This is a genomic window from Rhodococcus sp. NPDC127527, from assembly GCF_042672245.1.
In the GTDB taxonomy this organism is placed as follows: Bacteria; Actinomycetota; Actinomycetes; order Mycobacteriales; family Mycobacteriaceae; genus Rhodococcus_G.
Map to the genome: position 1 here is coordinate 271336 of NZ_JBHXVP010000006.1, position 24449 is coordinate 295784.

30 protein-coding genes, 1 tRNA gene and 1 other RNA gene are annotated in these 24449 nt (G+C 70.6%); 19 read left to right on the forward strand and 13 right to left on the reverse strand.

The genetic code is table 11. The annotated features are described in order from the left end of the window. The first annotated feature begins 178 nt into the window (after positions 1-178). The 3 genes from ACFVH2_RS13265 to ACFVH2_RS13275 all read left to right on the forward strand — a co-directional run bounded on the left by ACFVH2_RS13265 (position 179) and on the right by ACFVH2_RS13275 (position 1202). Positions 179-601 carry a DUF3052 domain-containing protein gene (locus ACFVH2_RS13265; protein ID WP_378424267.1) on the forward strand — a complete coding sequence of 141 codons (423 nt, stop codon included), beginning with the start codon at positions 179-181 and terminating at the stop codon, positions 599-601. Positions 602-629: 28 nt separating this feature from the next. Further along, positions 630-1094 carry a peroxiredoxin gene (locus ACFVH2_RS13270; RefSeq protein ID WP_378424269.1) on the forward strand — a complete coding sequence of 155 codons (465 nt, stop codon included), beginning with the start codon at positions 630-632 and terminating at the stop codon, positions 1092-1094. 36 nt (positions 1095-1130) lie between these two features. Continuing rightward, positions 1131-1202: transfer RNA gene (locus ACFVH2_RS13275), tRNA-Val, on the forward strand. A gap of 144 nt (positions 1203-1346) precedes the next feature. Here ACFVH2_RS13275 and ACFVH2_RS13280 read toward each other — a convergent pair. Both ACFVH2_RS13280 and ACFVH2_RS13285 read right to left on the reverse strand, forming a co-directional pair. After that, positions 1347-2471 (reverse strand): type I restriction endonuclease, encoded by a 1125-nt coding sequence (locus ACFVH2_RS13280; RefSeq protein ID WP_378424271.1) that lies wholly within the window; start codon positions 2469-2471, stop codon positions 1347-1349. A 317-nt stretch (positions 2472-2788) separates the two neighbouring features. After that, positions 2789-3082 carry a type II toxin-antitoxin system Phd/YefM family antitoxin gene (locus ACFVH2_RS13285; protein WP_378424273.1) on the reverse strand — a complete coding sequence of 98 codons (294 nt, stop codon included), beginning with the start codon at positions 3080-3082 and terminating at the stop codon, positions 2789-2791. 210 nt (positions 3083-3292) lie between these two features. Between ACFVH2_RS13285 and ACFVH2_RS13290 the strand changes: the two genes are divergently transcribed. Next, positions 3293-3454 carry a hypothetical protein gene (locus ACFVH2_RS13290; RefSeq protein WP_378424274.1) on the forward strand — a complete coding sequence of 54 codons (162 nt, stop codon included), beginning with the start codon at positions 3293-3295 and terminating at the stop codon, positions 3452-3454. 5 nt (positions 3455-3459) lie between these two features. On the opposite strand, the gene ACFVH2_RS13295 is transcribed toward ACFVH2_RS13290, so the two are convergent. Then, entirely contained in the window at positions 3460-4287 is an 828-nt protein-coding gene (locus tag ACFVH2_RS13295; protein ID WP_378424276.1) for an alpha/beta hydrolase, read from the reverse strand. Between the two features lie 108 nt (positions 4288-4395). Between ACFVH2_RS13295 and ACFVH2_RS13300 the strand changes: the two genes are divergently transcribed. Then, on the forward strand, positions 4396-4917 hold the full coding sequence (locus ACFVH2_RS13300) for an acyltransferase (protein WP_378424278.1): 522 nt from the start codon (positions 4396-4398) through the stop codon (positions 4915-4917). Here ACFVH2_RS13300 and ACFVH2_RS13305 read toward each other — a convergent pair. Beyond that, positions 4880-5230: a hypothetical protein gene (locus ACFVH2_RS13305; RefSeq protein WP_378424280.1), complete on the reverse strand. Its 351-nt coding sequence runs from the start codon at positions 5228-5230 to the stop codon at positions 4880-4882. The two genes, ACFVH2_RS13300 and ACFVH2_RS13305, sit on opposite strands and share 38 nt — an antisense overlap. 252 nt (positions 5231-5482) lie before the next feature. On the opposite strand from ACFVH2_RS13305, the gene ACFVH2_RS13310 reads away from it, so the two are divergent. From ACFVH2_RS13310 to ACFVH2_RS13335, 6 genes are all read left to right on the forward strand, one after another. Beyond that, positions 5483-5812, forward strand: a complete 330-nt coding sequence (locus ACFVH2_RS13310) for a PadR family transcriptional regulator (RefSeq protein ID WP_378424282.1) — start codon at positions 5483-5485, stop codon at positions 5810-5812. A gap of 2 nt (positions 5813-5814) precedes the next feature. After that, complete coding sequence (locus ACFVH2_RS13315) at positions 5815-6183, forward strand: DUF1048 domain-containing protein (protein WP_378424284.1); 369 nt, start codon at positions 5815-5817, stop codon at positions 6181-6183. Further along, positions 6180-6989 (forward strand): ABC transporter ATP-binding protein, encoded by an 810-nt coding sequence (locus ACFVH2_RS13320; RefSeq protein ID WP_378424285.1) that lies wholly within the window; start codon positions 6180-6182, stop codon positions 6987-6989. Before ACFVH2_RS13315 ends, ACFVH2_RS13320 begins: the two co-directional genes overlap by 4 nt. Then, the gene (locus ACFVH2_RS13325; RefSeq protein WP_378424287.1) at positions 6989-7750 is read left to right on the forward strand and encodes an ABC transporter permease; all 762 of its coding nucleotides are present in this window, start codon (positions 6989-6991) and stop codon (positions 7748-7750) included. The genes ACFVH2_RS13320 and ACFVH2_RS13325 overlap by 1 nt, the downstream gene beginning before the upstream one ends. An 84-nt stretch (positions 7751-7834) precedes the next feature. After that, positions 7835-8458, forward strand: a complete 624-nt coding sequence (locus tag ACFVH2_RS13330) for a ClpP family protease (protein ID WP_378424289.1) — start codon at positions 7835-7837, stop codon at positions 8456-8458. Next, positions 8455-9054, forward strand: a complete 600-nt coding sequence (locus ACFVH2_RS13335) for a ClpP family protease (protein ID WP_378424291.1) — start codon at positions 8455-8457, stop codon at positions 9052-9054. Before ACFVH2_RS13330 ends, ACFVH2_RS13335 begins: the two co-directional genes overlap by 4 nt. Before the next feature lie 43 nt (positions 9055-9097). On the opposite strand, the gene ACFVH2_RS13340 is transcribed toward ACFVH2_RS13335, so the two are convergent. From ACFVH2_RS13340 to ACFVH2_RS13350, 3 genes are all read right to left on the reverse strand, one after another. After that, complete coding sequence (locus ACFVH2_RS13340) at positions 9098-9496, reverse strand: helix-turn-helix domain-containing protein (protein ID WP_378424293.1); 399 nt, start codon at positions 9494-9496, stop codon at positions 9098-9100. Positions 9497-9592: 96 nt separating this feature from the next. Continuing rightward, positions 9593-10897: an FtsX-like permease family protein gene (locus ACFVH2_RS13345; protein WP_378424295.1), complete on the reverse strand. Its 1305-nt coding sequence runs from the start codon at positions 10895-10897 to the stop codon at positions 9593-9595. Continuing rightward, entirely contained in the window at positions 10894-11601 is a 708-nt protein-coding gene (locus ACFVH2_RS13350; RefSeq protein WP_378424297.1) for an ABC transporter ATP-binding protein, read from the reverse strand. The genes ACFVH2_RS13345 and ACFVH2_RS13350 overlap by 4 nt, the downstream gene beginning before the upstream one ends. Before the next feature lie 127 nt (positions 11602-11728). Between ACFVH2_RS13350 and ACFVH2_RS13355 the strand changes: the two genes are divergently transcribed. Continuing rightward, positions 11729-12718: a cobalamin biosynthesis protein gene (locus tag ACFVH2_RS13355; protein ID WP_378424299.1), complete on the forward strand. Its 990-nt coding sequence runs from the start codon at positions 11729-11731 to the stop codon at positions 12716-12718. Here ACFVH2_RS13355 and ACFVH2_RS13360 read toward each other — a convergent pair. Genes ACFVH2_RS13360 through ACFVH2_RS13370 form a run of 3 tightly spaced genes read right to left on the reverse strand, consistent with a single transcriptional unit; the run spans position 12644 to position 14779 of the window. Then, positions 12644-13564, reverse strand: a complete 921-nt coding sequence (locus tag ACFVH2_RS13360) for an SURF1 family protein (protein ID WP_378424301.1) — start codon at positions 13562-13564, stop codon at positions 12644-12646. The genes ACFVH2_RS13355 and ACFVH2_RS13360 overlap by 75 nt on opposite strands. A 35-nt stretch (positions 13565-13599) precedes the next feature. Next, positions 13600-14085: a low molecular weight protein-tyrosine-phosphatase gene (locus ACFVH2_RS13365; protein ID WP_378424303.1), complete on the reverse strand. Its 486-nt coding sequence runs from the start codon at positions 14083-14085 to the stop codon at positions 13600-13602. Beyond that, on the reverse strand, positions 14075-14779 hold the full coding sequence (locus ACFVH2_RS13370) for an HAD hydrolase-like protein (RefSeq protein WP_378424305.1): 705 nt from the start codon (positions 14777-14779) through the stop codon (positions 14075-14077). The genes ACFVH2_RS13365 and ACFVH2_RS13370 overlap by 11 nt, the downstream gene beginning before the upstream one ends. A gap of 22 nt (positions 14780-14801) precedes the next feature. On the opposite strand from ACFVH2_RS13370, the gene cobC reads away from it, so the two are divergent. The 6 genes from cobC (at position 14802) to ACFVH2_RS13400 (ending at position 21531) form a co-directional block, all read left to right on the forward strand. After that, positions 14802-15827, forward strand: a complete 1026-nt coding sequence (gene cobC / locus ACFVH2_RS13375) for an Rv2231c family pyridoxal phosphate-dependent protein CobC (protein ID WP_378424307.1) — start codon at positions 14802-14804, stop codon at positions 15825-15827. Then, on the forward strand, positions 15824-16954 hold the full coding sequence (locus ACFVH2_RS13380; RefSeq protein WP_378424310.1) for a Nif3-like dinuclear metal center hexameric protein: 1131 nt from the start codon (positions 15824-15826) through the stop codon (positions 16952-16954). Before cobC ends, ACFVH2_RS13380 begins: the two co-directional genes overlap by 4 nt. Before the next feature lie 86 nt (positions 16955-17040). Next, the gene (locus ACFVH2_RS13385; RefSeq protein WP_378424312.1) at positions 17041-17778 is read left to right on the forward strand and encodes a zinc ribbon domain-containing protein; all 738 of its coding nucleotides are present in this window, start codon (positions 17041-17043) and stop codon (positions 17776-17778) included. Continuing rightward, the gene (locus tag ACFVH2_RS13390) at positions 17775-18920 is read left to right on the forward strand and encodes a bifunctional RNase H/acid phosphatase (protein WP_378424314.1); all 1146 of its coding nucleotides are present in this window, start codon (positions 17775-17777) and stop codon (positions 18918-18920) included. The genes ACFVH2_RS13385 and ACFVH2_RS13390 overlap by 4 nt, the downstream gene beginning before the upstream one ends. A 213-nt stretch (positions 18921-19133) precedes the next feature. Next, on the forward strand, positions 19134-19907 hold the full coding sequence (locus ACFVH2_RS13395; protein ID WP_378424397.1) for an alpha/beta fold hydrolase: 774 nt from the start codon (positions 19134-19136) through the stop codon (positions 19905-19907). A 208-nt stretch (positions 19908-20115) separates the two neighbouring features. Continuing rightward, the gene (locus ACFVH2_RS13400) at positions 20116-21531 is read left to right on the forward strand and encodes a dicarboxylate/amino acid:cation symporter (protein ID WP_378424316.1); all 1416 of its coding nucleotides are present in this window, start codon (positions 20116-20118) and stop codon (positions 21529-21531) included. 13 nt (positions 21532-21544) lie between these two features. Here the strand turns inward: ACFVH2_RS13400 and ACFVH2_RS13405 are convergent, their stop codons facing one another. Together ACFVH2_RS13405 and ACFVH2_RS13410 are read right to left on the reverse strand one after the other, a co-directional pair. Next, the gene (locus ACFVH2_RS13405; RefSeq protein WP_378424399.1) at positions 21545-22795 is read right to left on the reverse strand and encodes an SLC13 family permease; all 1251 of its coding nucleotides are present in this window, start codon (positions 22793-22795) and stop codon (positions 21545-21547) included. A gap of 28 nt (positions 22796-22823) precedes the next feature. Continuing rightward, positions 22824-23351 (reverse strand): DUF1697 domain-containing protein, encoded by a 528-nt coding sequence (locus ACFVH2_RS13410; RefSeq protein WP_378424318.1) that lies wholly within the window; start codon positions 23349-23351, stop codon positions 22824-22826. Between the two features lie 41 nt (positions 23352-23392). On the opposite strand from ACFVH2_RS13410, the gene rnpB reads away from it, so the two are divergent. Further along, an RNA gene (gene rnpB / locus ACFVH2_RS13415) (RNase P RNA component class A) lies at positions 23393-23809 on the forward strand. A 31-nt stretch (positions 23810-23840) separates the two neighbouring features. Here rnpB and ACFVH2_RS13420 read toward each other — a convergent pair. Continuing rightward, the gene (locus ACFVH2_RS13420; protein WP_378424320.1) at positions 23841-24329 is read right to left on the reverse strand and encodes a DUF2231 domain-containing protein; all 489 of its coding nucleotides are present in this window, start codon (positions 24327-24329) and stop codon (positions 23841-23843) included. Positions 24330-24449 lie beyond the last annotated feature (120 nt).

A 24449-nucleotide genomic window follows, 5' to 3' on the forward strand; every position in this document is an offset into this window, starting at 1 on the left:
CTGCCAAATCGTCGACGCGACGGCGTAGGCGAGGTTGATTCGCCTGGATCCGAATATTTTGTGGCCTTTTCGGCGCGGTCCGCTTGCGCGAGAGCCGTCGAGCATGTTCGCTTTCACTACTGATCCGCACCGACCGGTGCTGAGCCTTGAAGTTAGTCAACAAGAGGAGGACACCACCGTGGTCGCCGCGGCCGACGCCCAGAACTACGCCCAGAAACTCGGCATTACCAATGACATGGTCGTTCAGGAACTGGGTTGGGACGAGGACACCGACGATGCCCTGAGGGCATCGGTGGAGGAGACCATCGGCGCGGAACTCCTCGACGAGGACTCCGACGAGGTGATCGACGTGGTCCTGCTGTGGTGGCGGGACGGCGACGGCGACCTGGTCGACGCCCTCATGGATGCCATCGGACCCCTCGCCGACGAGGGCTTCGTGTGGGTGCTCAGCCCCAAGACCGGTCAGCCGGGACACGTCGAGCCCAGCGAGATCGCCGAGTCCGCGCCGACCGCGGGTCTGACGCAGACCTCGGCGGCGAACCTCGGATCCTGGTCGGGCAGCCGGCTGGTGCAGCCCAAGGCTCGCCCGGCCAAGCGCTGACCGTCCACCCGGAGACCTAGGAGTCGTCGTGCCCCTCGAAGTCGGCGCCGTTGCGCCCGAGTTCACCCTCAAGGACCAGAACAACCAGGAAGTCTCGCTCGCGGACTACCGGGGCAGCAAGAACGTGCTGCTGGTGTTCTACCCGCTCGCGTTCACCGGAACCTGTCAGGGCGAGCTGTGCCGCGTCCGGGACGGGCTGCCGAAGTTCGAGAACGACGACGCCGCCGTGCTCGCGATCTCGGTGGGCCCGCCGCCCACGCACAAGATCTGGGCCGCCGAGCAGGGATACACCTTCCCGCTGCTGTCGGACTTCTGGCCGCACGGCGCGGTCGCCCAGGCCTACGACGTGTTCAACGACAAGGCCGGGTTCGCCAACCGCGGGACCTTCGTCGTCGACAAGGAGGGCATCATCCGGTTCGCCGAGATGAACGGCCCCGGCGAGGCCCGTGACCAGGCGGCTTGGGAGAACGCGCTCGCCGCGCTAGATTCCTGAGTGCAATTCGGTGGACGATTCCGTCCGCCGAATTCAGGGCGTGTAGCTCAGTGGTAGAGCTCTGGTTTTACACACCAGCGGTCGGGGGTTCGAAACCCTCCGCGCCCACAGTTCCTGAAGCGGCGGCAACGTCCAAAGCAGCGAACCCCCAGCATTCGCTGGGGGTTCGCGCGATTCTGATGACTTACGAATCTTCCGACCGTGCCTGCGGAACTCGATCGAAGTGCGGGAAATGTGGCCTGGCTCAGGCTGTCAGCCGACCGGAGTAACTACGCCCTCGCCGGCATACTCGCGGATCACCGACCGGATCTGTTCGGCAACCTTGTAGATGTCGACGACGGATTCGATGTCGTATCGAGCCCCGGCCTTGTTGCCGTTCTCGAACGTCGTCACGAACTTCACGCTCTTGCCGTTCAGGTACAGGCGGATGATCGGCTTGCGGTTGTTGTCGTCCAACAGGACTGCGAAGTAGGTTTTCGCGTCCCGGTAGACGATCCGCTCGGGCGCAACCTCGGAGACGGCGATGGCCCGGACGATGTTGAAGCCTTCCAGCTCCTCGTCGGTGGTAACGATGTCGGGGTCCGGCGCGTTCACAGGCTCGATCTCAGCTGCCACCACGTCCGTTGGGCTCGGAGCCTGGACGGTGTCGGCGCTGGGCAGGTCGCCGCCGAGGGCATTCTTGAGCCGGTCGTTCACTTGGTCGCCGATGTACTGGCTGGTGGCCTTTGTGACCAAGGGGCGGAATTGGTCCACGACCCTCTGGGTGGCCTTCCCGTCGTAGGCCCGCGACACGAAGTACTTGATCCAATCGTCGGTCGGGCTCTTGATCTCGGACGCCATGATCCGCTTGATCATCCCGATGTACTTGAGCTCCTCGGCCGCGTTGACTACCGAATCCAGGTCGAACGACTCCTTCGACAGCTTCTGCATTTCGGGGATCAGCGTGCGGTCGATGTCGAGGAGATCGAAGACCAGGAAAGGCTTTTCGTCCATCACGTTCGGGGCGTCACCGTCGGTGTAAACCTGGTACACCTGCCCGTTCGTGAGGATAGCGATGCGGGCCGACGTCACGGCGAAGTACCGGAACAGCTGGGACGCATGGTTCACGTTGAGAGGTTCGCCAACCTTCTTGCACTCAACCAACATCCGAACGTCACCGTTCTTCAGGATGGCGTAGTCGATCTTTTCCCCACGCTTGACTCCGACGTCGGCGACGAACTCCGGCACCACTTCGCTTGGGTCGAAGACGTCGTATCCGAGTACCGATGAGATGAACGGCATGATGAACGCGTTTTTCGTTGCTTCTTCGGTCTCGATGCCACTCTTCTTGTCGCGAATCTTTCCGGCTAGGGCATTGATTGCTTCAGCGAAGTCCATAGGTGCAGCTCCTGGTTCGGCGATGGGATGCGGTCATGGCAACCGCCGTTGTGAGGTCGTCGAGGTGTTGCATGGTAGAACACCGCGGAACCAGCCGCGTGTGTGACTTCCCCCGACATGTGCATCGATCAATCCGACCACTTCTAGCAGGTTGTCTCGACGAATCCCGGAGAACAGGGCGTGTTTTCGATTCTCTGACCGAACGAATGACAGTGGCACTTGGAGGCCGAAGCGCCGTCGGTGCGGGGCCGAGAGCAACACTGGGTTGGCAGGAGCCTGATGGGCGCGGTGGTCCGACTCGCCTCCCAGACGGATGGCTACCTCTTCTTTGCCTTCTTGCGCCTTCGGGTGGGCTTCCGATTCTCGGTGCTCTCCTCTGGGGCGGCAGCATTTTCGCGAAGCGAGCGTTCCGCCGCCCGGCGCAGGCTCTGCATCAGCTCGGGTGACCGGAGCAGGAAGGTCGATTCCTGCAGCGCGAGGTAGCGATCGCGGGAGATCAGCACCGCGTTGCCGTGCTTGCCGGCGATCTCGACCGCCACGGTGTCGTGGTTGACGGCGCGGATCAACTTGTTCAAGCGCTTTCGCGCGGACTTCACGGTTGTTGGCGCCACTGCCGACTCCATTCGCTAAGGAACTGCGTTGCGAATCTTGCCATTACGGCGCCGAGTTCGACTCGACAACCGTGTGCGAGGTCACAAGCAGAGTTCACTCGGGCTTCACCTGAACCGGTATGCCGCCTCCTACCGTGGAGGTACGGCCCTGCTGGGGCCTGGCATCGATCGATTGCCTCCGAACGTGCATGACGCCCGTGGGGAGACCAGATGGAATTCCTTGCCGCTCTTGCTCTCATCGTCGCCGCGCCGGTCGGCGTGCTCGGCGCCTACCTCACGGTGTGCGCGCTCTTTCTCACCGAGCTGCGCCGCCGCGACCGCCTCGACCACCACAAACCCGCCCCGGGCCCCGTCAGGCGCCCGAGGCGCTGACCGCGCTACGACTCGGCGCCGGGCGTGGACGGCGCCAGGTCGTGCCGTTCCAGGAAGTCCAGCGCCGCGTCGGCCACCTCGCGCCAGCCGTGGTCGGCGGCGAGCGAGTGGCCGCGGTCGGGGAACACCTGGTACTCGGTGACCCCGAGGTTGCGACGCTGGACGTTGTAGGCCGAGTGGACCAACGGCTCCGGGACCAGCCGGTCCTGCCCGCCGGCGACCATCAGCAACGGTCCGCGGGCGCTGCGCGTGTCGACCTTGGCGGGACTGCCCGGTGCCAGGTTCGCGAGGGCGGCCTGGAACAGTGGCCGACCCGGCGCGGGGATCGCGAAGTCTGCGAAGATCCGGTCGGACTCGTCGCGGGGGACCGCGTTGGCGAAGGTCGCGTGGAAGGTCTCGGGCGTGTGCGACCAGGTCTTCGATCGCAGTCCGGGCTTACGCAGGACCGGCAGCACCGACCCGATCTGGGTGGGGGACATCCGCAGCACGCCCTTGAACTGGGCGGGGGTCAGCGCGACGGCGCCGCGGGCGAGTCCGCGGCCGAGCAGGCGCTGCGCGATCAGACCGCCGACCGAGTGGCCGACCACGATCGGGATGTCGGGCAGCCGCGAGATGAGCGCCGCGTAGTGCTCGGTGACCTCGCCGATGCCCTTCCGGTTCAGCGCGTCGGGATCCTGGCGGGTCGCGTCGACCGTGGTCGCGTCGCCGGGCCAGCCCGGCGCGATCGCGTCGTAGCCCGCGGCGGTGAACAGGTCCACCCAGTCGCCCCAGCTGATCGAGTGCATCCACAGTCCGTGGACGAAGACGACGGGGACGGTGCGGGGCTGCGACACGGGACGGCTCCTCGGGGGACGCGGGGCGGGTGCCGACGGGCGGCATCTGCCGGAAGTCTAGGACCGCAGACCCGGTCCAACCAGCACGTCGGCGGATAGGGTCGTCGGGTGCGCCTGATCACGATCATCCAGTCCTCCGCTCTCGTCCCGGTGTGGCTGCGCATCCTGCTGCTGCTCGCCGGGGGAGCCAAGGTGTGGGGCGCCGGGATCTACGCGGGATGTCACTTCGGCGGCAAGGACATTCGGATGGGGCTGGGGACGTTCGTCAACCGCGGCGTGCTGTTCGACTGCACGGCGCCGATCACCCTCGGCCGGCAGGTCGCGGTGGGACACGGCGCGCAGTTCATCACCAGCACCCACGAGATCGGTCCGGCCGACGGTCGCGGCGGCCGGGTCTGCCACCGGCCGATCGTGGTCGGGGACGGCTGCTGGATCGGTGCGCGCGCGATCGTGCTGCCCGGCGTCACCATCGGGTCGGGATGCATCGTCGGTGCGGGCGCCGTCGTCACCAAGGACTGCGAGCCGAACGGCGTCTACGCGGGCAATCCGGCCCGACGGATTCGCGACCTGCCGCTCGACGCGCCGCGCGCGATCAGCGGGGGATCCGCGGCAGCGACTCCGGGCAACTGATCCCGGCCGCGTACAGGACGAACGTCTCGGCGTCGCTCTCCCGGTAGCCGAGGCTCCGCAGCGCGCTCAGCGCGATTTCGTACCGGTTTCGGCGTGGCAGGGCCAGCTTCTCGCAGACCAGTGCGGTGTGCGCGACGATCCGCTCGTCGGACTTCCCGTCGAGGGTCGGCACCTCCGACCGCACGTCGGCCAGCAGGTCCAGCTGGGACTCGCTGAGCCCGCGGTCGGGTTCGGCGGAATGGGTGCCCGCCATCGCGGCGACCACGATGCCGACACCCACGAGTCCGGCGAGAAGTTTCGTCACGACTGTCATGGATAGCAGTCGGGACGCCCGCGCCGTAGACCTGGAATCGTGCGGATTCGATGTCTTCCCAGGACGATCCGAAGAATTCATCGGCCGGTCACCGCCGCGCCGATCGGGCGGTGCCCGGTGTTCGGTGCCCCCTCGACCGGGGACGACGACGGGACCGGACGGACTGGTTGCTACTAAGTGTTGCCAAGTACCGGTACTCAGTGTTACTTTCTACCGGTACCTGGCAACACTGAGTACTGGAAGGAGGTTCGAATGAGCAAGCAGGCGACCGAGATGCTCAAGGGAGTCCTCGAGGGCATCGTGCTGGCGATCCTGTCCGAGCGACCCGCATACGGATACGAGATCACGGCAAGGCTGCGCGATCAGGGCTTCGCGGACATCGCGGAGGGCACCATCTACGCCCTGCTCGTCAGGGTCGAGCAGCGTGACCTCGTCGACGTGGAGAAGGTCCCGTCCGAGAAGGGGCCGCCGCGCAAGGTCTACACCCTCAACACGCGGGGGCGGGACCAACTGGGCGAGTTCTGGAGGAACTGGAGCTTCCTCGCCGAACGAATCGAACACCTACACGAAGGAGAGAAGTGACCATGGCGGCCAAGTGGATCGAGACCCTCACCGGATCGCTCGAGCAGAAGAAGCAGTACAAGCAGTACAAGGCCCGCCTCGAGGCCCTGCCGGAACCGTATGCGACCGCCGCCAACGCGTTCCAGCGGTACCTCACCTACTACGGGGGCATCACCGACGGCGACACCCTCCTGACGATGTTTTCCGACTCCGTCGACCTCTGGGAGCGCGCCGCGGCCGACGGCACCCCGGTGCGGGCGATCGTCGGCGACGACCCGGTCGAGTTCGCCGAGACGTTCGCGCAGGCCTACTCCGGCAAGCAGTGGATCGACAAGGAGCGTGCCCGCCTCATCGAGGCGATCGCGGACATCGAGCGGAGGGAACAGCGATGACCGGCCAACCGGCCATCCGGGTGCAGGGCGTCGAGAAGTCGTACGAGCAGCTCCACGTGCTGCGCGGCGTCGACTTCGAGGTCGAGCGGGGCAGCATCTTCGCCCTGCTCGGCTCGAACGGGGCCGGCAAGACCACCCTCGTGAAGATCCTGGCGACGCTGCTGAGGGCGGACGCCGGCACGGCGGCGGTCGACGGCTTCGACGTCGCCACGCAGGCGGCGAACGTGCGCGAATCCATCAGTCTCACCGGGCAGTTCGCCGCGGTCGACGAGATCCTCAGCGGCAGGGAGAATCTCGTGCTGGTCGCCCGGCTCCGGCACCTGGCGAATCCCGGGGTGATCGCGGACGAGCTGCTCGCGCGCTTCTCGCTGACCGACGCCGGCGACCGGAAGGTCGGGACGTACTCGGGCGGCATGCGTCGGCGCCTCGACATCGCGATGAGCCTGATCGGGGACCCGCCGGTCGTCTTCCTCGACGAGCCGACGACGGGACTGGACCCCCAGGCACGCAACGAGGTGTGGCAGGCCGTGCGGGACCTCGCCCGGGGCGGCACGACGGTGCTGCTCACCACGCAGTACCTGGAGGAGGCCGAGCAGCTCGCCGACCGGATCGCGATCCTCCACGAGGGCCGGATCATCGTCGACGGCACCCTCGCCGAACTCAAGCAGCTGCTCCCGCCCGCGACGGTCGAGTACGTCGAGAAGCAGCCGACCCTCGAGGAGGTCTTCCTCAGCATCGTCGGCGCCGACGCACCGGCGGGCGCCGACACCGCGGGCGCCGTCGGCGCCGACCGAAAGGAACGATGATGACCACGCACGTCCTCGGCGACACCGCCGCCCTCACCGGCCGATCCCTGCGGCACATCACCCGCAGTCCGGACACCATCATCACGACCGCGGTCACCCCGATCGCGATCATGCTGCTGTTCGTGTTCGTGTTCGGCGGCGCCATCGACACCGGCTCCGAGTCGTACGTGAGCTACCTGTTGCCCGGCATCCTGCTCATCACCATCGCCTCGGGTGTCGCGTACACCTCCGTGCGGCTCTTCAACGACCTGCAGGGCGGGATCGTCGAACGGTTCCAGTCGATGCCGATCGCCCGGTCGTCGGTGCTGTGGTCGCACGTGCTTACCTCGTTGGTCGCCAACGTGACCGCGCTGGTGATCGTCGTCGGCGTCGCCCTCCTCATGGGGTTCCGCTCGGGGGCGAGCCCGCTCGCATGGCTCGCGGTCGCCGGCATCCTGATCCTGTTCACGCTGGCGCTGACCTGGCTCGCCGTGATCGCCGGCCTCTCGGCGAACTCGGTGGACGGCGCGGGCGCGTTCGCCTACCCGCTGATCTTCCTGCCGTTCGTCAGCTCCGCGTTCGTACCCACGGAGTCGATGCCCGGACCGGTGCGGGCCTTCGCCGACAACCAGCCCGTGACCTCGATCGTCAATGCGATCCGCGACCTGCTCGCGGGCCAGGCGGTGGACTCCGACATCTGGGTCGCCCTCGGCTGGTGCGCCGGCATCCTCGTCCTCTCGTACGGTGCCGCGATCGCGATCTACCGACGCAAGTTCGCCTGACTACCGATCGTGTTCGCTGTCGGCGGAACTGCTCACAGCAGCGCGGCATTGCCCGACCGAGTCCTTGCGCCGGAAGGTGAGGTCATGTCCCAGAACACGATCGATCCCACCGCGGTGCTGGACCGCGATCTGAACCAGCGACTGTTCGCGCAACGGATCATCCTGCTGGGTGACGCGCTCGAACAGGCCAACACCAACCGCATCTGCACCGCCCTGCTCGTCCTGGCCGCCGAGGACCCGGAGTCGGACATCGCACTGGTGATCAACTCTCCGGGTGGCTCGGTGCCCGGCATGCTCGCCATCCGCGACTGCATGCGTGCCGTGCCGAACGACGTCACGACCGTGAACCTGGGAATGGCCTACAGCGCGGGACAATTCCTGCTCTCGGCCGGCACCCGCGGCAAGCGGGTGTCTCTCCCACACGCAAAGGTGCTGCTGCATCAGGGCTCCGGCGGCGTGGGTGGCTCGGCCCCGGACGTGGCGATCCAGGCCGACGACATCCGCCACACCCGTGACACCGTCCTCGCCTGCATCGCCGAGGACACCGGGCGAACGGTCGAGCAGGTCACGGAGGACTCGGTGCGCGACCGTTGGTTCACCGCGGACGACGCCCTCGACTACGGATTCGTCGACCGGATCGTCACGTCGCTCGACGACATGATCCCGCGTCGGCTCCCGAGGGCCTTCGGTCTGGGGGTGGCGAAGTGAGCACCTACACGATCCCCTACGTCACGCTGTCGACCTCGAGCGGCGAGCGCACCGTCGACGTCTACAGTCGGCTGCTGGCCGAGCGGATCGTCTACCTGGGCACCGCCGTCGACCAGGGCGTCGCGAACGCGATCATCGCGCAGCTGCTCCACCTGGAGAGCGACGGCCCGGACCGCCAGATCTCGCTGTACATCAACTCGCCCGGCGGGGAGATCTCGTCGGTCCTGGCCGTGTACGACGCGATGCAGTTCGTGCGCGCCCCGATCGAGACCACCTGCGTGGGCGAGGCGGTCGGCAGCGCGGCGCTGCTGCTGGCCGGCGGGGCCCCGGGGCGACGGGCGATCCTGCAACACGGGCGGGTCGTGCTGCATCCGCCGATGACCGAGGGCGGTCGCGCGGCCATCCCGGATCTCGTGATCGAGGCCGAGGAGATCGAACGCGTGCGCAGGCTGCAGGAACGGATCCTGGCCGACCGTACCGGCCGCGACGCCGATCGGGTGCGCCGCGACATCGAGCGGCAGCTGGTCCTCACGCCCGACGCGGCGATCGAGTACGGCATCGTCGACACCGTGGTCGCGAACCGCTCGGCACTCTGACCGGACCGCGAAATCCGTTCCACGCGGCCCGATCTGGAGTGTCTCAGGCGGCCAGGCAGACAGGTCCGGACGGTGCGCGGCGTCCAACCGCGAGGCTCGGCGCGGTGCTCAGCTGCCGTACCGGGGCGAGACGGTAGGCCCGGCGAGCAAGCCCCTCGACGCTCGTCCCCAGAGCGCCGGCGACGGCGGCGAGCACCTCCGACGACGGGTCCTTCACGCCGCGTTCGACCTCCGACAAATACTGTGGTGACACCCCGGCCCGCTCGGCGACGTCCGCCAGGCGTTCGGTGCGGTCGGTGCGCAGCTGCCGGATCTGCTCGCCGATCACTTCCCGCCAGAGTCGGTGCGGCTCGTCCCGTGCGTCGGGCGCAGACGAACTCGCTCGGGTGACTGGGGCTCCGCCCTGTCGGCGGAAACGCCCGTCGGCGACCACGACAACCATGACCGCAGGCTACCTGCACCGATCCGCCCCTGCCCGGCTTCCGGGGTGAGGAGTCGTTGTCGACCAGGAGGTTTCGCTCCTGGCGGAAGGCGGCCCTCAACCCGCGAGGGTGCGCCGAAGCACCGGCCGGGCCGCCCGCACGCTCACCAGCACGAGCGAGATCCCGACCGCGAGCGTGAGAGCGAGCCGGATCATGGCGGCGGGGCTGGTCACGATCGCGGCGCCGACCAGCGGGAACAGGAACAGCAGCGCGCCGCCCGCGCCGGCGAGCGACATGGCCAGCACCGGAGTCCGCGCCTCGCGGAGACGGGCCGCGTTCATCACGTTCATCGGGGTGCCGGACAGCGCGAGGCTGCGGTAGAGCGCGCGGTTGTCGAGGACGGCGGAGACCTGGGTGAGCGCCGAGGAGATGGCGGCGAGGACGAATGTCGCGCCGAGCGTGAACAGCACGCCCGTCCGCATGTCGACGAGCAGCTGCTCCTGCCCGGGGTCCGCATTCGGGCCGGCATCTCCGATGGCCGCGAGCAGGGACGTCGCGGCCGCCACGAAGCTCGCCATCGCGACGCCACCGACGTTGCGCCATACGGCCTTCGGATTGTCGAGCACGCGGCGGGCCGCGATCAGCGAGGCGGCGTCGGATGCGCGGGCGAGCATCACCCGACCGAGCATCGAGACGACGAACGGCCCGATCAGTGCCACGACGCCGAAGCACATCGCGAGTCCGACCAGGATGGCGGCGACACCGGTCGCGGCGCCGCCGACGGCGGCCCAGCCGACGACCAGCGCGAGCCCCACCGCGGCGACCGCCCATTTCGGTGCGGGCCGTGGGCTGCCTGTTGTCACGCCGAGCGGGCCGACGAAGACCTGACGCATCCCGAGCATCGAGGTCAGCGCGGCCAGGGCGGTCATGCCGACGACGATGCCGAGCAGGGGGAGCGCCCCCACCCACAGCTCGCCCACCGCGAAGGCCCGCCCCTGGAACCGGAGCTGGGCGACCAGCGGCAGGGCGACGAGATAGCCGAGACCGCCGATCAACGCGCCGGCCAGGCCCTGCAGACCCGATTCGGTCGCGCACAGCGCGACGACCTGCCGCGGGGTGCACCCGAGCAGCCGCAGCGCGGCCAGTCGTTCGTCGCGGCGGCGCGCGCCCAGCCGGGCCGCGGCGAGCCCGAGCGTGACGGCCGGGACGACCATCAGGACCGAGGCGACGGCGGCGAGGGTGCGATACGTCTGCGCCTCGGGTTCGCCGGTGCGAGCGGCGAACGCGCCGTAGCCGCCGAGCACCGTGAGCAGCAGGGCGGTCGACGCGGCGAACGCGACGACGGGCAGCGCATAGGTGCTCAGGGTCCTGCGGCCCTCGCCGCGGATGGTGAGCACGGCGACGCGGGCGGTCGCGCTCACGCCGCCACCTCCCGCGCGACCAGGGCACCGGCCTGCATCGTGAGGGTGCGGTCGCACCAGCGGGACACCTCGACGTCGTGCGTGACGATCACCAGCGCGGACCCGATCTGCCGCGCGGACTCGCGCAGCAGGCGCATCACCTCCCAACTGGTGCTCGCGTCGAGGGCGCCGGTCGGCTCGTCCGCGAACAGCACCGCGGGCCGGGTCACCAGGGCGCGGGCGATCGCGACCCGTTGGGCCTGCCCGCCCGACATCTGGCCGGGTCGCCGGTCCTGGAGGCCGTCGAGGCCGAGCGGTGCGAACAGGGTGTCCGCGTCGCGCCTCGCGTCGCGGATTCTCGCGCCGCCCAGGATCAGCGGGAGCGCCACGTTCTCGATCGCGGGCAGTTCCGGTAGCAGCTGACCGGACTGGAACACGAACCCGAAGGACTCGCGGCGCAGCCGGCTGCGCTCGTTCTCGCCGAGGTTCTCGATGTGGTGCCCGCCGACCAGGACCGCGCCCGCGTCCGGTGTCACGATCCCCGACAGGCAGTGCAGCAGCGTGGACTTTCCCGACCCGGACGGTCCCATGATCGCGGTCGCGGTGCCGGCGTGGAACTCCGCGGTGACCCCGTGCAGCACCGCGGTCGTGCCGTAGGACTTGCCGACGGCGTGCGCGGACAACACCGGGAACTGCGGGCGGGGATGCGGGGAAGGGGAGGTCATGCGTCCACTCTCGTGCCGCGCCGTCGCGATGTCGTCGGCCCGTCGCCGGATTGTCGCCGGTGCGCGGTCATACCCGGGTATGACCCACGCACCGGGTCCGGCGCCGTCGATTGGTAGACATACCGGCGTGAACTTGCGCGGGTCGGCTCGAGCGACCGGAATCCTGATCGGCTTCGCCGCGGACCGGGCCTTCGCCGATCCCGCGCGACTGCACCCGGTGGCCGGCTTCGGCCGCGCCGCCGCGGCGCTCGAACGCCGCAGCTACCGCGACGGCCGGGCGGCGGGAGTCGTGCACACGGGGCTGCTGGTCGCCGCGGTCACCGGCGGGACGGCCCTCGCCGGCCGCGCCGCGGGCCGCCTGGGCTGGGTGGGGGAGTGCGCGATCGTCGCGGCGGCGACGTGGACGGCGCTCGGCGGGACCTCGCTGAGCCGGGTCGGCGCCGACATGGCCACCAGGCTCGAACGCGACGACCTCGACGGCGCGCGGACGCTGGTGCCGTCCCTTTGCGGTCGCGACCCGAACTCCCTCGACGACGCCGGAATAGCCAGGGCCACGGTCGAATCCGTCGCGGAGAACACCTCGGACGCGACCGTGGGGCCGCTGTGGTGGGCGGCCGTGGCCGGGGCCCCCGGCGTGCTCGGCTACCGCGCGATCAACACCCTCGACGCGATGATCGGCTACCGCTCGGAGCGGTACCTGCGGTTCGGTTGGGCCGCGGCGCGGATCGACGACGTGGTGAACCTGGTGCCGGCCCGGGCGACCGGGCTGCTCGCCGTGGCCGTCGCGCCGGTGGTCGGGGGCTCACCCCGCGCGGCGCTGCGGGCGTGGCGACGCGACGCAGGCAACCATCCGAGCCCCAACGCCGGTGTCGCCGAGGCGTCGATGGCGGGAGCGCTGGGCGTGACGCTCGGCGGGCGCACCGAGTACCCGCACGGCGTCGAGCAGCGGCCCACCCTCGGCGACGGACCCGCCCCCGCGGTCGCGGACCTGCGGCGGGCGGTGCGGCTCTCGTCCGCCGTCCAGGTCGGTGCCGCGGTCGGGTCAGCGGCGCTTGCCGTAGCGGTCGGCGAGCTTGGCTTCCGTCGCCGTCATGGTCGTCGGCTCGGCGGACGCTGACCGGCGCCGTCGCGTCGGCAGCACGACGTCGTCCTCGTCGGTCGCCGGGACCGCCTCGGGGGCGGCGGCCTCGGTGGCCACCGGGGGCGTCGCGGCGGTGTCGGTTCGGTCGCGGCGGCGCTCCCGGATCTCGGCGCGCACGAAGTAGGCGAGACCGAGCGGCGCCATGATGCCGAACGCCAGCCACTGCAGCCCGTACGACAGGTACGGACCCGCGTCGAGTTGCGGCAGCGGGATCGCGCCCAGCGAACCGGGCTGGTCGCCCGCGAGCTGCAGGTAGACGTCGACGGGCGCGACCCCGACCGCCCCGCCGATCTGCGCGGGGTTGATGAAGTAGACCTGCGGGTACCCGTTCTCCTGGATCGGATCCTTGCCGGCGACGGTGCCCTCGGGCATCCGCGAGCGGGCGGCGATCGTGACCGTGCCGGTCGGTGCGGGCGCGAACTCCGGGGGCCGGCCGCCCTCGACCGGGCGCACGTACCCCCGGTTGACCAGCACGATCCGGCCGTCCGTCAGCTGCAACGGGGTGATCACCTCGAAGGCGGGCGCGTCCTCGATGGTGCGCAGCCGGATCAGCACGTCCTTGCCGGGCAGGTAGCTGCCGGTCGCGCTGACCTGACGCCACTCGTCGTGGGTCGCGAGCGGGCCCGACGTCGGCAGGATCGACTCGACCGGCACGGGGGCCGCGGAGACGGAGTCCGCGATCAGCTGGTTGCGCTCGGAGGTGCTGGTGTTCTTGCCGAGCTGCCACGGGGCGAGGAACCAGAAGCACATGAAGGCGAACGCGGCGACCACGACGGCCAACACCAACCAGCCCGGACGCAGCAGAAACTTCAGCCTTCGCACGCATCCACGGTACTTGCCGCGCCGGCCGGCCCGGGCTACCGGTGCTCGCGCACCCACTTGAGCAGGCCGGGGACCGCGGCCTCGATCTGCTCGCGGACCAGCTCGAAGTCGTCGGTGCCGCCGTAGTACGGGTCGGGCACCGAGTCGCCGTCCGCGTCCGGGTCGAAGCTGCGCAGCAGGCGTCGCCGTTCGATGGGCACCCCCAGGTGGGCGAGGGCGCGGTCGTGCCCGGTGTCCAGCGCGACCACCAGGTCCGCGCCCAGGTGGTCGCGGCCGACCTGCGCGGCCCGATGCCCGGTCGGGTAGCCGTGGGCGCGCAGCACCTCGTTGGTGCGCTCGTCCGCCTCGTGCCCGACGTGCCAGTCGCCGGTGCCCGCGCTGCTGACCCGGACCAGCGCGTCCAGGCCCGCCGCGCGCAGGCGGCCGAGCAGGATCTTCTCCGCCATCGGGGAGCGGCAGATGTTGCCGGTGCACACGAAGGTGATATGCAGCGGCGCGGAGTCCACGCGCTCAGTGCTCATCGAGCACCCGCCCGAGCTGGTCGACGGTCTCGACGCGCCAGCGCGCGTCGGCGGCCTCGCGGTCGGTGCCGTAGCCCCAGTCGACGAACACCGTCGGGATGCCCCAGTGCGCGGCGCCGTGCACGTCGTGCTCGCGGTCGCCGACCATCACCACGCCCGCGGTGCCGCCGGCCGTCGGCTCGATGCCGAGCCCGCGCAGGGCGTGCTCGATGACGTCGACCTTGGCCCGTCGGCCGGTGCCGCCGTCGCTGGCCCCGGCGATCACCTCGAAGTGCTGCGCCAGCGAGAAGTGCTCGAGGATGCGGTGCGCGAAGCGCTCCGACTTGGAGGTCGCGACGGCCAGGCGGGCGCCGCCGTCGGCGAGTCCGGTCAGCATCTCCTCGATCCCGTCGAAGACGGCGTTCTCGGCCCAGCCGATGTCGTCGTAGCGGTCGAAGTAGGCGCCCAGGGCCGTCTGCGCGGCCGCCTCGTCGAGTCCGAGCGACCGCAGCGTGTCGATCATCGGCGGCCCGACGACCCGGCCCTGCAGGTCGCCCTCGGGCACGGCGACGCCGACCGTGGCGAGGGCGTGCCGGAAACCGGCGACGATGCCGGGGGCGGAGTCGGTGAGCGTCCCGTCGAGGTCGAACAGGGTCACCCTGGTGGCGGTGCTGGTGGTCACCCCTCCATCCTGCCCGTTGGCGCGCGGGCGCATCCGCGCGCCATAAACTGCCCCCGTGGACGAGCGGACGGACTTGCGACATCACGGCGACATCGACGCCGAGCCCGGACTGCTCGACTTCGCGGTGAACGTGCGCGGGGACGGCCCGCCGGACTGGCTCGCCGAGCGACTGCTCGCGGGCATCGCGACATTGGGCCGCTATCCGTCGGTCGCCGACCAGGACGCCGCCCGCGACCAGGTCGCGGCGCGGCACGGCCGTCGGCGGGAGGAGGTGCTGCTGCTCTCCGGCGGCGCCGAGGGGTTCGCGATGCTGCCGCGCCTGGGGTCCACCGCGGCGGCGCTGCTGCACCCCTCGTTCACCGAACCCGAGTGGGCGCTGCGCGAGGCGGGTGTGCCGGTGGTGCGGGTGGTCCAGGGCGCGCCCTACCGGCTCGACCCGGCCGCGGTGCCCGAGTCCGCCGACCTGGTGGTGCTCGGCAACCCCACCAACCCGACCTCCGTGCAGCATCCGGCCGCCGACGTGCTGGCGTTGCGCCGGCCCGGCCGGATCCTGGTGGTGGACGAGGCCTTCGCCGACGCGGTGCCGGGAGAGCCCGAGTCGCTGGCGGGGATGTCGCTGCCCGACGTGCTGGTGCTGCGGAGCCTGACCAAGACCTTCGCCCTCGCGGGCCTGCGGTGCGGGTACGTGCTCGGGCCGCCGGAACTGTTGGCGCGGTTGCAGGTCGGGCGGGCGCACTGGCCGCTGGGCAGCCTGCAGGTGGAGGCGATCCGGGCCTGCTGCGAGCCCGCGGCCGTGGAGTGGGCCCAGCGCGAGGCGCGGCTGATCGAGTCCGAGCGGGCCGCGATGGTCGAGATGCTTGCCGCTGCGGGCGTTTCGGTGTCCGGTCCGGCGCACGCTCCTTTCCTGCTGCTGCGGGTGCCCGACGGCGAGCTCGTCCGGAAGAAGCTGCGGGAGAAGGGGATCGCGGTCCGGCGCGGGGACACCTTCCCCGGGCTCGGGCCCGACCACGTGCGGGTCGCGGTGCGCGCGGCGGAACCGGCCCGACGACTCGTCGCGGCCCTGACGGAGGTGTTGGCATGAGTGTTGTCCTGTCCGAGGTGATCTCGGCTCTGGAGGCGGCCTACCCGCCCGCCCTCGCGGAGAGCTGGGACTCGGTCGGCCTGGTCTGCGGGGATCCCGCCGACGCGGTCACCCGGGTGATGTTCGCCGTCGACGCCACCGCCGCCGTCGTGGACGAGGCACTCGGCTGGGGCGCACAGTTGCTGGTGGTGCACCACCCGTTGCTGCTGCGCGGGGTGGACACGGTCGGCGCCCACACCCCCAAGGGGGCGCTGCTGCACCGGCTGATCCGCTCCGGGTGCGCGCTGTACACCGCGCACACCAACGCCGACTCGGCCGACCCGGGCGTCTCCGACGCGCTCGCACGGGCCCTCGGTCTGACCGTCACGCGGCCGCTGGACCCGGCGCCGTCCGCGCCGCTGGACAAGTGGGTGGTGATGGTCCCCGGCGCCGACACCGAGACCGTGCGCGACGCGCTGTTCGCGGCCGGTGCGGGCGAGGTCGGGGAGTACCGGAACTGCAGCTGGACCGTCGCGGGGACCGGGCAGTTCCTGCCGTCCGCGGCCGCCAACCCCACGCTCGGCGAGGCGGGCCGCCTCGAACGCGTCGCCGAGGACCGCGTGGAGGTGGTGGCCCGCCGGTCGCTGCGCCGACAGGTGCTCGCCGCGCTGCGGGCCGCGCATCCGTACGAGGAGCCGGCGTTCGACGTGTTCGAGCTCGCCGACACCGGGTCGGTGCGGGGCATCGGCCGGATCGGTGAACTCGAGCGGCCGGAGTCGTTGCGGGAGTTCACCGCTCGGGTGCGAGGGGCCCTGCCCGAGACGGTGTGGGGCGTGCGCGCGGCGGGCGATCCGGACACCCCGGTGCGCACGGTCGCGGTGTGCGGCGGCTCCGGTGACTCGCTGCTCGGCGCGGCCCGTGCCGCGGGCGTCGACGCGTACGTCACCGCGGACCTGCGGCACCACCCGGCCGATGAGCATCTGCGCGGCGGCGGTCCCGTGCTGGTGGACGTCGCGCACTGGGCCAGCGAGTACCCGTGGTGCGCGCAGGCCCGCGGCGTGCTCGACGCGCGGTTCGCGGCGACCCCCGGGTGGGCGACCGCGGTCTCGGAGGTCCGGACCGACCCGTGGACGCTCGACGGGACGTAACCGCTGGTGGTTCTGCGAGCGCGACGGCGGGCGGTAGGGTGTCGAGGCCCCCTCACCACCCGCCAGACAGCAGGAGCGATGCCCGCGTGAACGTCGAACCCCGGATTCAGGCCAAGCTGCTCGACCTCGCCGCGGTCGACACCGAGCTGACGAGGATCGCGCACCGACGCCGCACGCTGCCCGAGCAGGAGGAGCTCACGCGGCTCGAGTCCGACCGGGTGGGTCGCAAGGATGCCGCCGTCGCCGTGCAGATCGTCCTCGACGATCTCGACCGCGACATCAAGAAGCTCGAGGGTGAGGTCGACGCCGTCCGCAAGCGCGAGGAGCGCGACCGCAAGCTGCTCGAGTCGGGGACCGTGGCGGCCAAGGCCCTCACCGAGCTCGAGCACGAACTCGGCAGCCTGGCGCGCAGGCAGGGCGTGCTCGAGGACGAGTTGCTCGAGGTGATGGAGCGGCGCGAGGCCACCCAGTCCGACTACGACCACGCAGGCGGGCAGCTCAGCCAGATCGACGACGCGATGGTCGACGTCACCCGTCGCCGTGACGACGCCGTCGCCGACCTCGACGCCGCCCAGCAGCGCTGCGAGGCCGACCGGGCCGCCCTGGTCGGGGAGTTCCCCGACGACCTGCTCGCCGTGTACGACCGCCAGCGGTCGCAGGGTGGGGTCGGCGCCGCGCTGCTGCAGGCCCGCCGGTGCGGCGCCTGCCGGATCGAGATCGACCGCGGCGAGATCGCCCGGATCGCCGCGACCGCGCCGGAGACGGTCGTCCGCTGCCCCGAGTGCAGCGCAATCATGGTGCGTACCAAGGAGTCCGGTCTGTGACCTCGGGTTCCGGCCCGAGTGTCGTCATCGAGGCGGACGGCGGCTCCCGCGGAAACCCCGGTCCGGCCGGGTACGGCGCCGTCGTCTTCGACGCCGCCGATCGGACGGTGCTGGCCGAGCGCAACGAGAGCATCGGCGTCGCGACCAACAACGTCGCCGAGTACCGCGGGCTGATCGCCGGACTGGCCGCCGCCGCCGAGCTCGGCGCCCGGTCGGTCGCGGTCCGGATGGACTCCAAGCTGGTCGTCGAGCAGATGTCGGGACGCTGGAAGGTCAAGCACCCCGACATGATTCCGCTCGCCCGCCGCGCCGGGGAGCTGGCCGCCGGGTTCGACTCGGTGACCTACACCTGGATTCCGCGGGCGGACAACTCGCACGCGGACCGGTTGGCGAACGAGGCGATGGACGGGCTCGCGCCGGCCGACCTGGCCCGGACCGCCCCGGCGACCGCCGTCCCTGCGCCCGCCGCTCCCGCGCCGCCCGCGGCGACGTCGGCGTCGAAGTCCGCGCCGGGGTGGACCGGCGCGCTGGGCAAACCCACCCGACTGCTCCTGCTACGGCACGGCCAGACCGAGCTGTCGGTGGAGCGCCGCTACTCCGGTCGCGGCAACCCGCAGCTGACCGAGGTCGGACTCGGCCAGGCGCGCTCGGCCGCCGCTCGACTGGCCGAACGAGGCGGGATCGCGGCCGTGGTGTCGTCGCCGCTGGGTCGCGCCCGGCAGACCGCCGAGGCGGCGGGCGCGGCGCTGGGGCTGCCGGTGCGCGTGCACGAGGGCCTGACGGAGACCGACTTCGGGCAGTGGGAAGGCCTGACCTTCGCGGAGGCGTCCGCGCACGACCCGGACCTGCACCGCCGGTGGCTCTCCGACACCTCGCTGCGTCCGCCCGGAGGCGAGAGCTTCGACGAGGTGCGCGGCCGCGTCGAGGGCGTGCGCGACGACCTCACCCGCGACTACCCGGGTCAGAACGTGCTGATCGTCTCGCACGTCACGCCGATCAAGACACTGCTGCAGCTCGCCCTCGACGTCGGGCCGTCGCTGCTGTACCGCCTGCACCTCGACCTCGCGTCGCTGTCGATCGCGGAGTTCTATCCCGACGGCGGTTCCTCGGTGCGCCTGGTCAACGACACCTCGCACCTGTAGGGCGGCTGGAATACTGGGTGCGTGTTCGAGGCGCGCGGGGCGCTGGCACGGCGGGTGACGAAGCGTCGTCGTTCGCCGGCGGTTGCCGGTGCAGCGGCGGTGTCGATCGTGCTCGCCGCGTGTGCGGGTCCAGTCGTGAGCTCCGACGGTTCGGCTTCGCCAACCGCCGCCGCCGGCGACTCCGGACGAATGGTGACCATCGGTGACCGCGGCATGTTTCTGGAGTGCCGCGGAACCGGATCCCCGACGGTGGTACTCGTGTCCGGTACGGGAGGCGCGTCGGACGAGTGGACCGACGCCGTCGACCCCGCCGACCCCGCGGCCGGCCCGAAGCCCAGTGAATCGGCGGTGCTCCCGACGGTCGCCACGTTCACCCGGGTGTGCGCGTACGACCGTCCCGGCACCACCCGGGACGACGGCACGCTGAGCCCGTCCACCCCGGTGCCACAGCCCACCACGGCGCGGGCGGGCGTGAGTGACCTTCGGGAGGTGCTCTCCGCAGCCGGCGAACACGGGCCGTACGTACTGGTCGGGGCCTCGTGGGGGGCGATGATCACGGCCCTGTTCGCGCGCGCCGACTTCCCCCAGGTTTCCGGCCTGGTCACCGTCGACGGTGCGTCGGAGTTCCTGCGCGACACACTGACATCGGCGCAGTGGTCGGATTGGATGGGCAAGGTCGATGCGATGGACGCGACGACGGGTCTCGAGGTGCCGGACTACGAAACCAGCATCGACGAGATCCGAGCCGCCCCCGCGATGGCGCACCCGCTGCCCGCTGCCGTGCTCAGCTCCGACCAGCCGTGGGACCTCCGGGTCGGAAACAGCGGCTCCACCTGGCCGGCGTGGCTGGCGGCCCAGGACCGCCTCGCCGGCGAACTCCACGCCCAACACATCACCGACACCGGCAGCGGGCACGGTATCAATGTCGAGCAGCCCCGAGTGGTCTCGAATGCCGTGCGCGAGGTGGTCGACCAGGTGCGGGGTTAGCCCGCATCCTTAGCAGGAGTAACATCCCTCGGGTGAACTCGCTGCTGACCAGTCGACGGTACGTCGACAACTGTCTGCAGTCGAGCGCCGTCTGTACGCGCTGACCCGGCCACTTCTCGCCGGACGTTCCCTCGTCAGCCATCCTCGCGCACCCACGCTCGGTCGAGCGTGCCTCGTGCTGCGCGCCCGAATCGAAAGGCCCGCATCCATGTCGGCCCCCACCCCTGCCGCCCGTCGGCGCCTGCCCGCCTGGGCTACCTCGTTCGGCACCCAGATCGTCGTCGGCCTGATCGCCGGTGTCCTGATCGGACTGCTCGCCCGCTCCATGCCCAAGGCCGCCGACGGCAACCCGAACTGGCTCGTCGGGACCATCACCACCATTGGCTCGAGCTACGTCGCGCTGCTCACCGTCGCCGTCATCCCGCTGGTGTTCACGGCGATCGTCAGTTCCATCGCGAACCTGCGTCAGGTCGCGAACGCCGCCCGCCTCGCGGTGCAGACGCTGCTCTGGTTCGCGATCACCGCGTTCATCGCCGTGCTCATCGGTATCGTCGTCGGCCTGATCGTGCATCCCGGCGCGAACACCACCGTCGACGCGGGGACCGCCGCGGCGCCCAAGAGCACCGGATCCTGGTGGGCGTTCCTCACCGGACTGGTGCCGCAGAACTTCCTGGCGCTCGGGGCGAAGACCACGATCACCGACGGCGTCGCGACCACCGCCCTGAGCTTCAACGTCCTGCAGCTGCTGGTCATCGCCATCGCGATCGGCGTCGCGGCGCTGAAGGTGGGGGAGAAGGCCGAGCCCTTCCTGAAGTTCAACGCCGCACTGCTCGCGATCGTGCAGAAGGTGCTGTGGTGGATCATCCGGCTCGCGCCGATCGGCACCGCCGCGCTGATCGCCAAGGCCGTCGCGACCTACGGCTGGGACGCCATCGGTCAGCTGGGCTGGTTCACCGCGGCCATCTACATCGGCCTGGCGCTGGTCTTCTTCGTCGTCTACCCGATTCTCATTCGCGTGCACGGGCTTTCGGTGCGGCGGTTCTACTCCGGGGTGTGGCCCGCGACCCAGCTCGGCTTCGTCACGCGCTCCTCGATCGGCACCCTGCCGCTGACCGAGCGGGTCACCGAACGCAACCTCGGCGTGCCGCGCGAGTACGCGTCGTTCGCGGTGCCGCTCGGCGCGACCACCAAGATGGACGGGTGCGCCGCGATCTACCCGGCCATCGCCGCGATCTTCGTCGCCCAGTTCTACGGCCTCGACCTGAGCCTGACCGACTACCTGCTCATCGTGGTGGTTTCGGTGATCGGGTCCGCGGCCACCGCCGGCACCACCGGCGCCACCGTGATGCTGACGCTGACGCTGTCCACGCTCGGCCTGCCGCTCGCCGGCGTCGGCCTGCTGCTCGCGGTGGAGCCGATCGTCGACATGGGCCGCACCGCGGTCAACGTCACCGGCCAGGCGCTGGTGCCGACGATCGTCGCCAAGCGGGAGGGAATCCTGGACGAGGGCCTCTACAACGCGCCCCGCAACGGCGACCCGTTCGCGGACGAGGGTGTCGAGGAGACCGCGGTGGCGGAGTCGGTCGTTGCCGAGGAACCCGAGCGGGTGCCCGCGACCGTCTGAGTCGGCGAAGCCGCTACAGCACCAGCCACAGCGCGCAGACCGCGCCGACCAGTGTCAACGGGACTGTGACCAGGCCCAACCGGGTGAAGGTACCGATCTCTGCGGGCTGGCCGGCGCGGGCCGCGACCCGCCGCCACAGCATGGTCGCCAGCGATCCGGTGTACGTGAGGTTCGGGCCGATGTTCACCCCGATCAGCATGGCGAGCAACAGCCCCACGGGTACGTCGCCCGAAGCTCCGCCCGTGAGGGCGGCGGTCATCAGCAGGGTGGCGGGCAGGTTGTTGACCAGGTTCGCGGCGACCGCCGCCACGACCGCCACGACGAGCAGCGCGCCGAGGGAATCGTCGGTGGGAAGCAGGCCGGACAGCCAGTGGCCGACCGCGCCCTCGGTGAGCGGTGCGACCACGATTCCCAACGCCAGCACGAACAGCAGGAAGAACGGATCCGCCGCGGCCAGCAGGCTGCGCGGCCGGGTTCGGCCCTCCCTCAGCGCCGGGGCCGCGAGCAGCGCGGCCCCGCCGACCGCGCACCACACCGGCGCCACGCCGAGAATCCCGGACAGCCCGAAGCCCGCCAGGGTTGACGCCAGCACCGCCAGCGCCCAGCGCGGCGCCGGTATCGGCCGCGCCGTCGTCGTCGGCGGCGTGGGAGTGGTGGCCGCACCACGCAGTTCCCGGGCGAAGAAGAGACGAGCCGCCGCGAACTCCAGCCCGATCGCGACGATCCACGGTAGCGCCATCAATGCGGTGAAGTGTGCGAAGCCCAATCCGGTGGCCGAAAACGCAAGCAGATTGGTCAGATTGGAGACCGGCATCAGGGTGGACGCCGAATTGGCCAGGTGTGCCGACGCGTAACTCGCCGGGCGTGCGGACACCCCCATCGAGACGGCAGTGGCCAGCACCGCGGGGGTGAGCAACACTACGGTCGCGTCGAGGCTCAGCGCCGCAGTGGTGACCGCGCACGCGGCGAACACCAGCGTGAGCAGCCGGGTCGGACTGCCCCTCGCGCCCGTCCGCAGCAGCGAGGCCGTCCACCGGAACACCCCGCATGCGTCGGCGAGGTGGGCCAGAACCAGGATGGCCGCGAGGAAGGCGACCGTCGGTCCGAGCGAACTGAGTTGGTCGACGGCCTCGGACGGGGAGAGCGCACCCATGGCCAGCACGACGGCGGCCGCGGGCGCCGCGACCACCACCTCGGGCAGTCCGTGCGGTCGCGCGATGGCGGCGGCGAGCACCAGCGCCACCAGGACGGCCACCACGGCGATCACCGAACGAGTGTCGCAGTCGCCGAAATCAGATCAGCTTGCGCAGCGTGCGCAGGTTCCGATTGGTGGTGCTGGCCTTGTACTTCGCCTTGCCGGTGCTCTTGCCGAACGGGCTGTCGAGGGTCTGGCCGCGTTCGACGTGCCAGTACAGCACCCCGTCACCCATCTGGACGCGTTCGCCGGGGGCGAGGTCGAGCGTCGCGGCGTTCGCGTAGATGTCGTCGAGGGCGGCCGGGTCCGAGGAGAGCAGCACGTACGGATGCCAGCCCTCCCGGTCGGCCTCGAACGGGAAGTCGTCGACGATTCGCGTCAGGGTCGGCTGGTCGAGCAGCACGATCCACGCCTCGTAGCCGAACGTCTCGCGCAGGCAGGCCTCGATGTCGGACTTGATGTTCGCGAGATCGGTTCTGTCGGTGTCGAAAAGGACGTTGCCGGACGCGAGCACGGTCTTGACGTTCGTGAAGCCGAGGCCGCTGATCGCGGTCTTCAGGTCGGCCATCTTGATGTTGATGCCACCGACGTTCACACCCCGCAGCAACGCAACGTAACGAGCCATGCGCAGAGCCTAGCGGTGACCCAGTAGTCTGGACCGGCGGACGAGTTGGTTGGGCGGCCGCGGCGAGGGGAACCGTGCGCACGAGCGCGCAGGCCTCGCGCCGAGGAAAGTCCGGACTCCACAGAGCAGGGCGGTTGCTAACGGCAACCCGGGGTGACCCGCGGGACAGTGCCACAGAAAACAGACCGCCGGCGCGCAAGCGTCGGTGAGGGTGAAACGGTGCGGTAAGAGCGCACCAGCATCCCAGGTGACTGGGGTGGCTAGGTAAACCCCGCCCGGAGCAAGGTCGAAGGCCGCACCTTTTCGAAGGTGCGGCTGCGCAGGTGTTCGAGGGCTGCTCGCCCGAGCCTGCGGGTGGACCGCTCGAGGTACCCGGCGACGGTGTGCCCAGATGGATGGTCGCCGCCCGGCGCATCACGCGCCGGGAACAGGATCCGGCTTACATGCCAACTCGTCCGCCCCACCCGCACATCGGGTGGGGCGGACGCGTCAGCGGGAGTTCCCGGTCGACGCCGCGGCGCTGATCTGATCGCCCCACACCGCCCGCGCGCCCGACTCCCCGATGCGGTAGACCTGCGCGATCGTCGCGCCGCCGGCCAGCAGGGCGACCGTCACCATCACCGCGGTCACCGCCCGCCCCGCCGGACGCGACCGCACCTCGCGGTAGTGCACGACCGCGATCACCACCGAGGCCGCGAGCAGGGCGACCGAGAAGTAGATCATCGTGTCGCCGAGTTCGGTGTGCGTGTGTACCGCCGGGGTCCGGTCGACGTGCCGCTCGAGCCACTCGCCGGCGTCGGTGGTGATCGGTGTCAGGACCGTCGTCACCGCGGCGAGCACGAGGGTCGGCCACACGAGTCGCCGGCGCGCGGCCGGCCACACACTGCACAGAATCAGCGCTGTCGCGGTGAGTGGCGCGAGCACCACCACGAAGTGCACGAGCAGTACGTGAGCGGGCAGACCGTTGATCGTCGACATGGTGGTCATTGTGCGTCCCCGCGCTGTGAGTCGACTGTGAAACCGGACCTCGGCCACGGTCGCGGACACGAAAATGCCCCCGTCCGAATCGGACGGGGGCATCGACTACGTGGGGTCGCT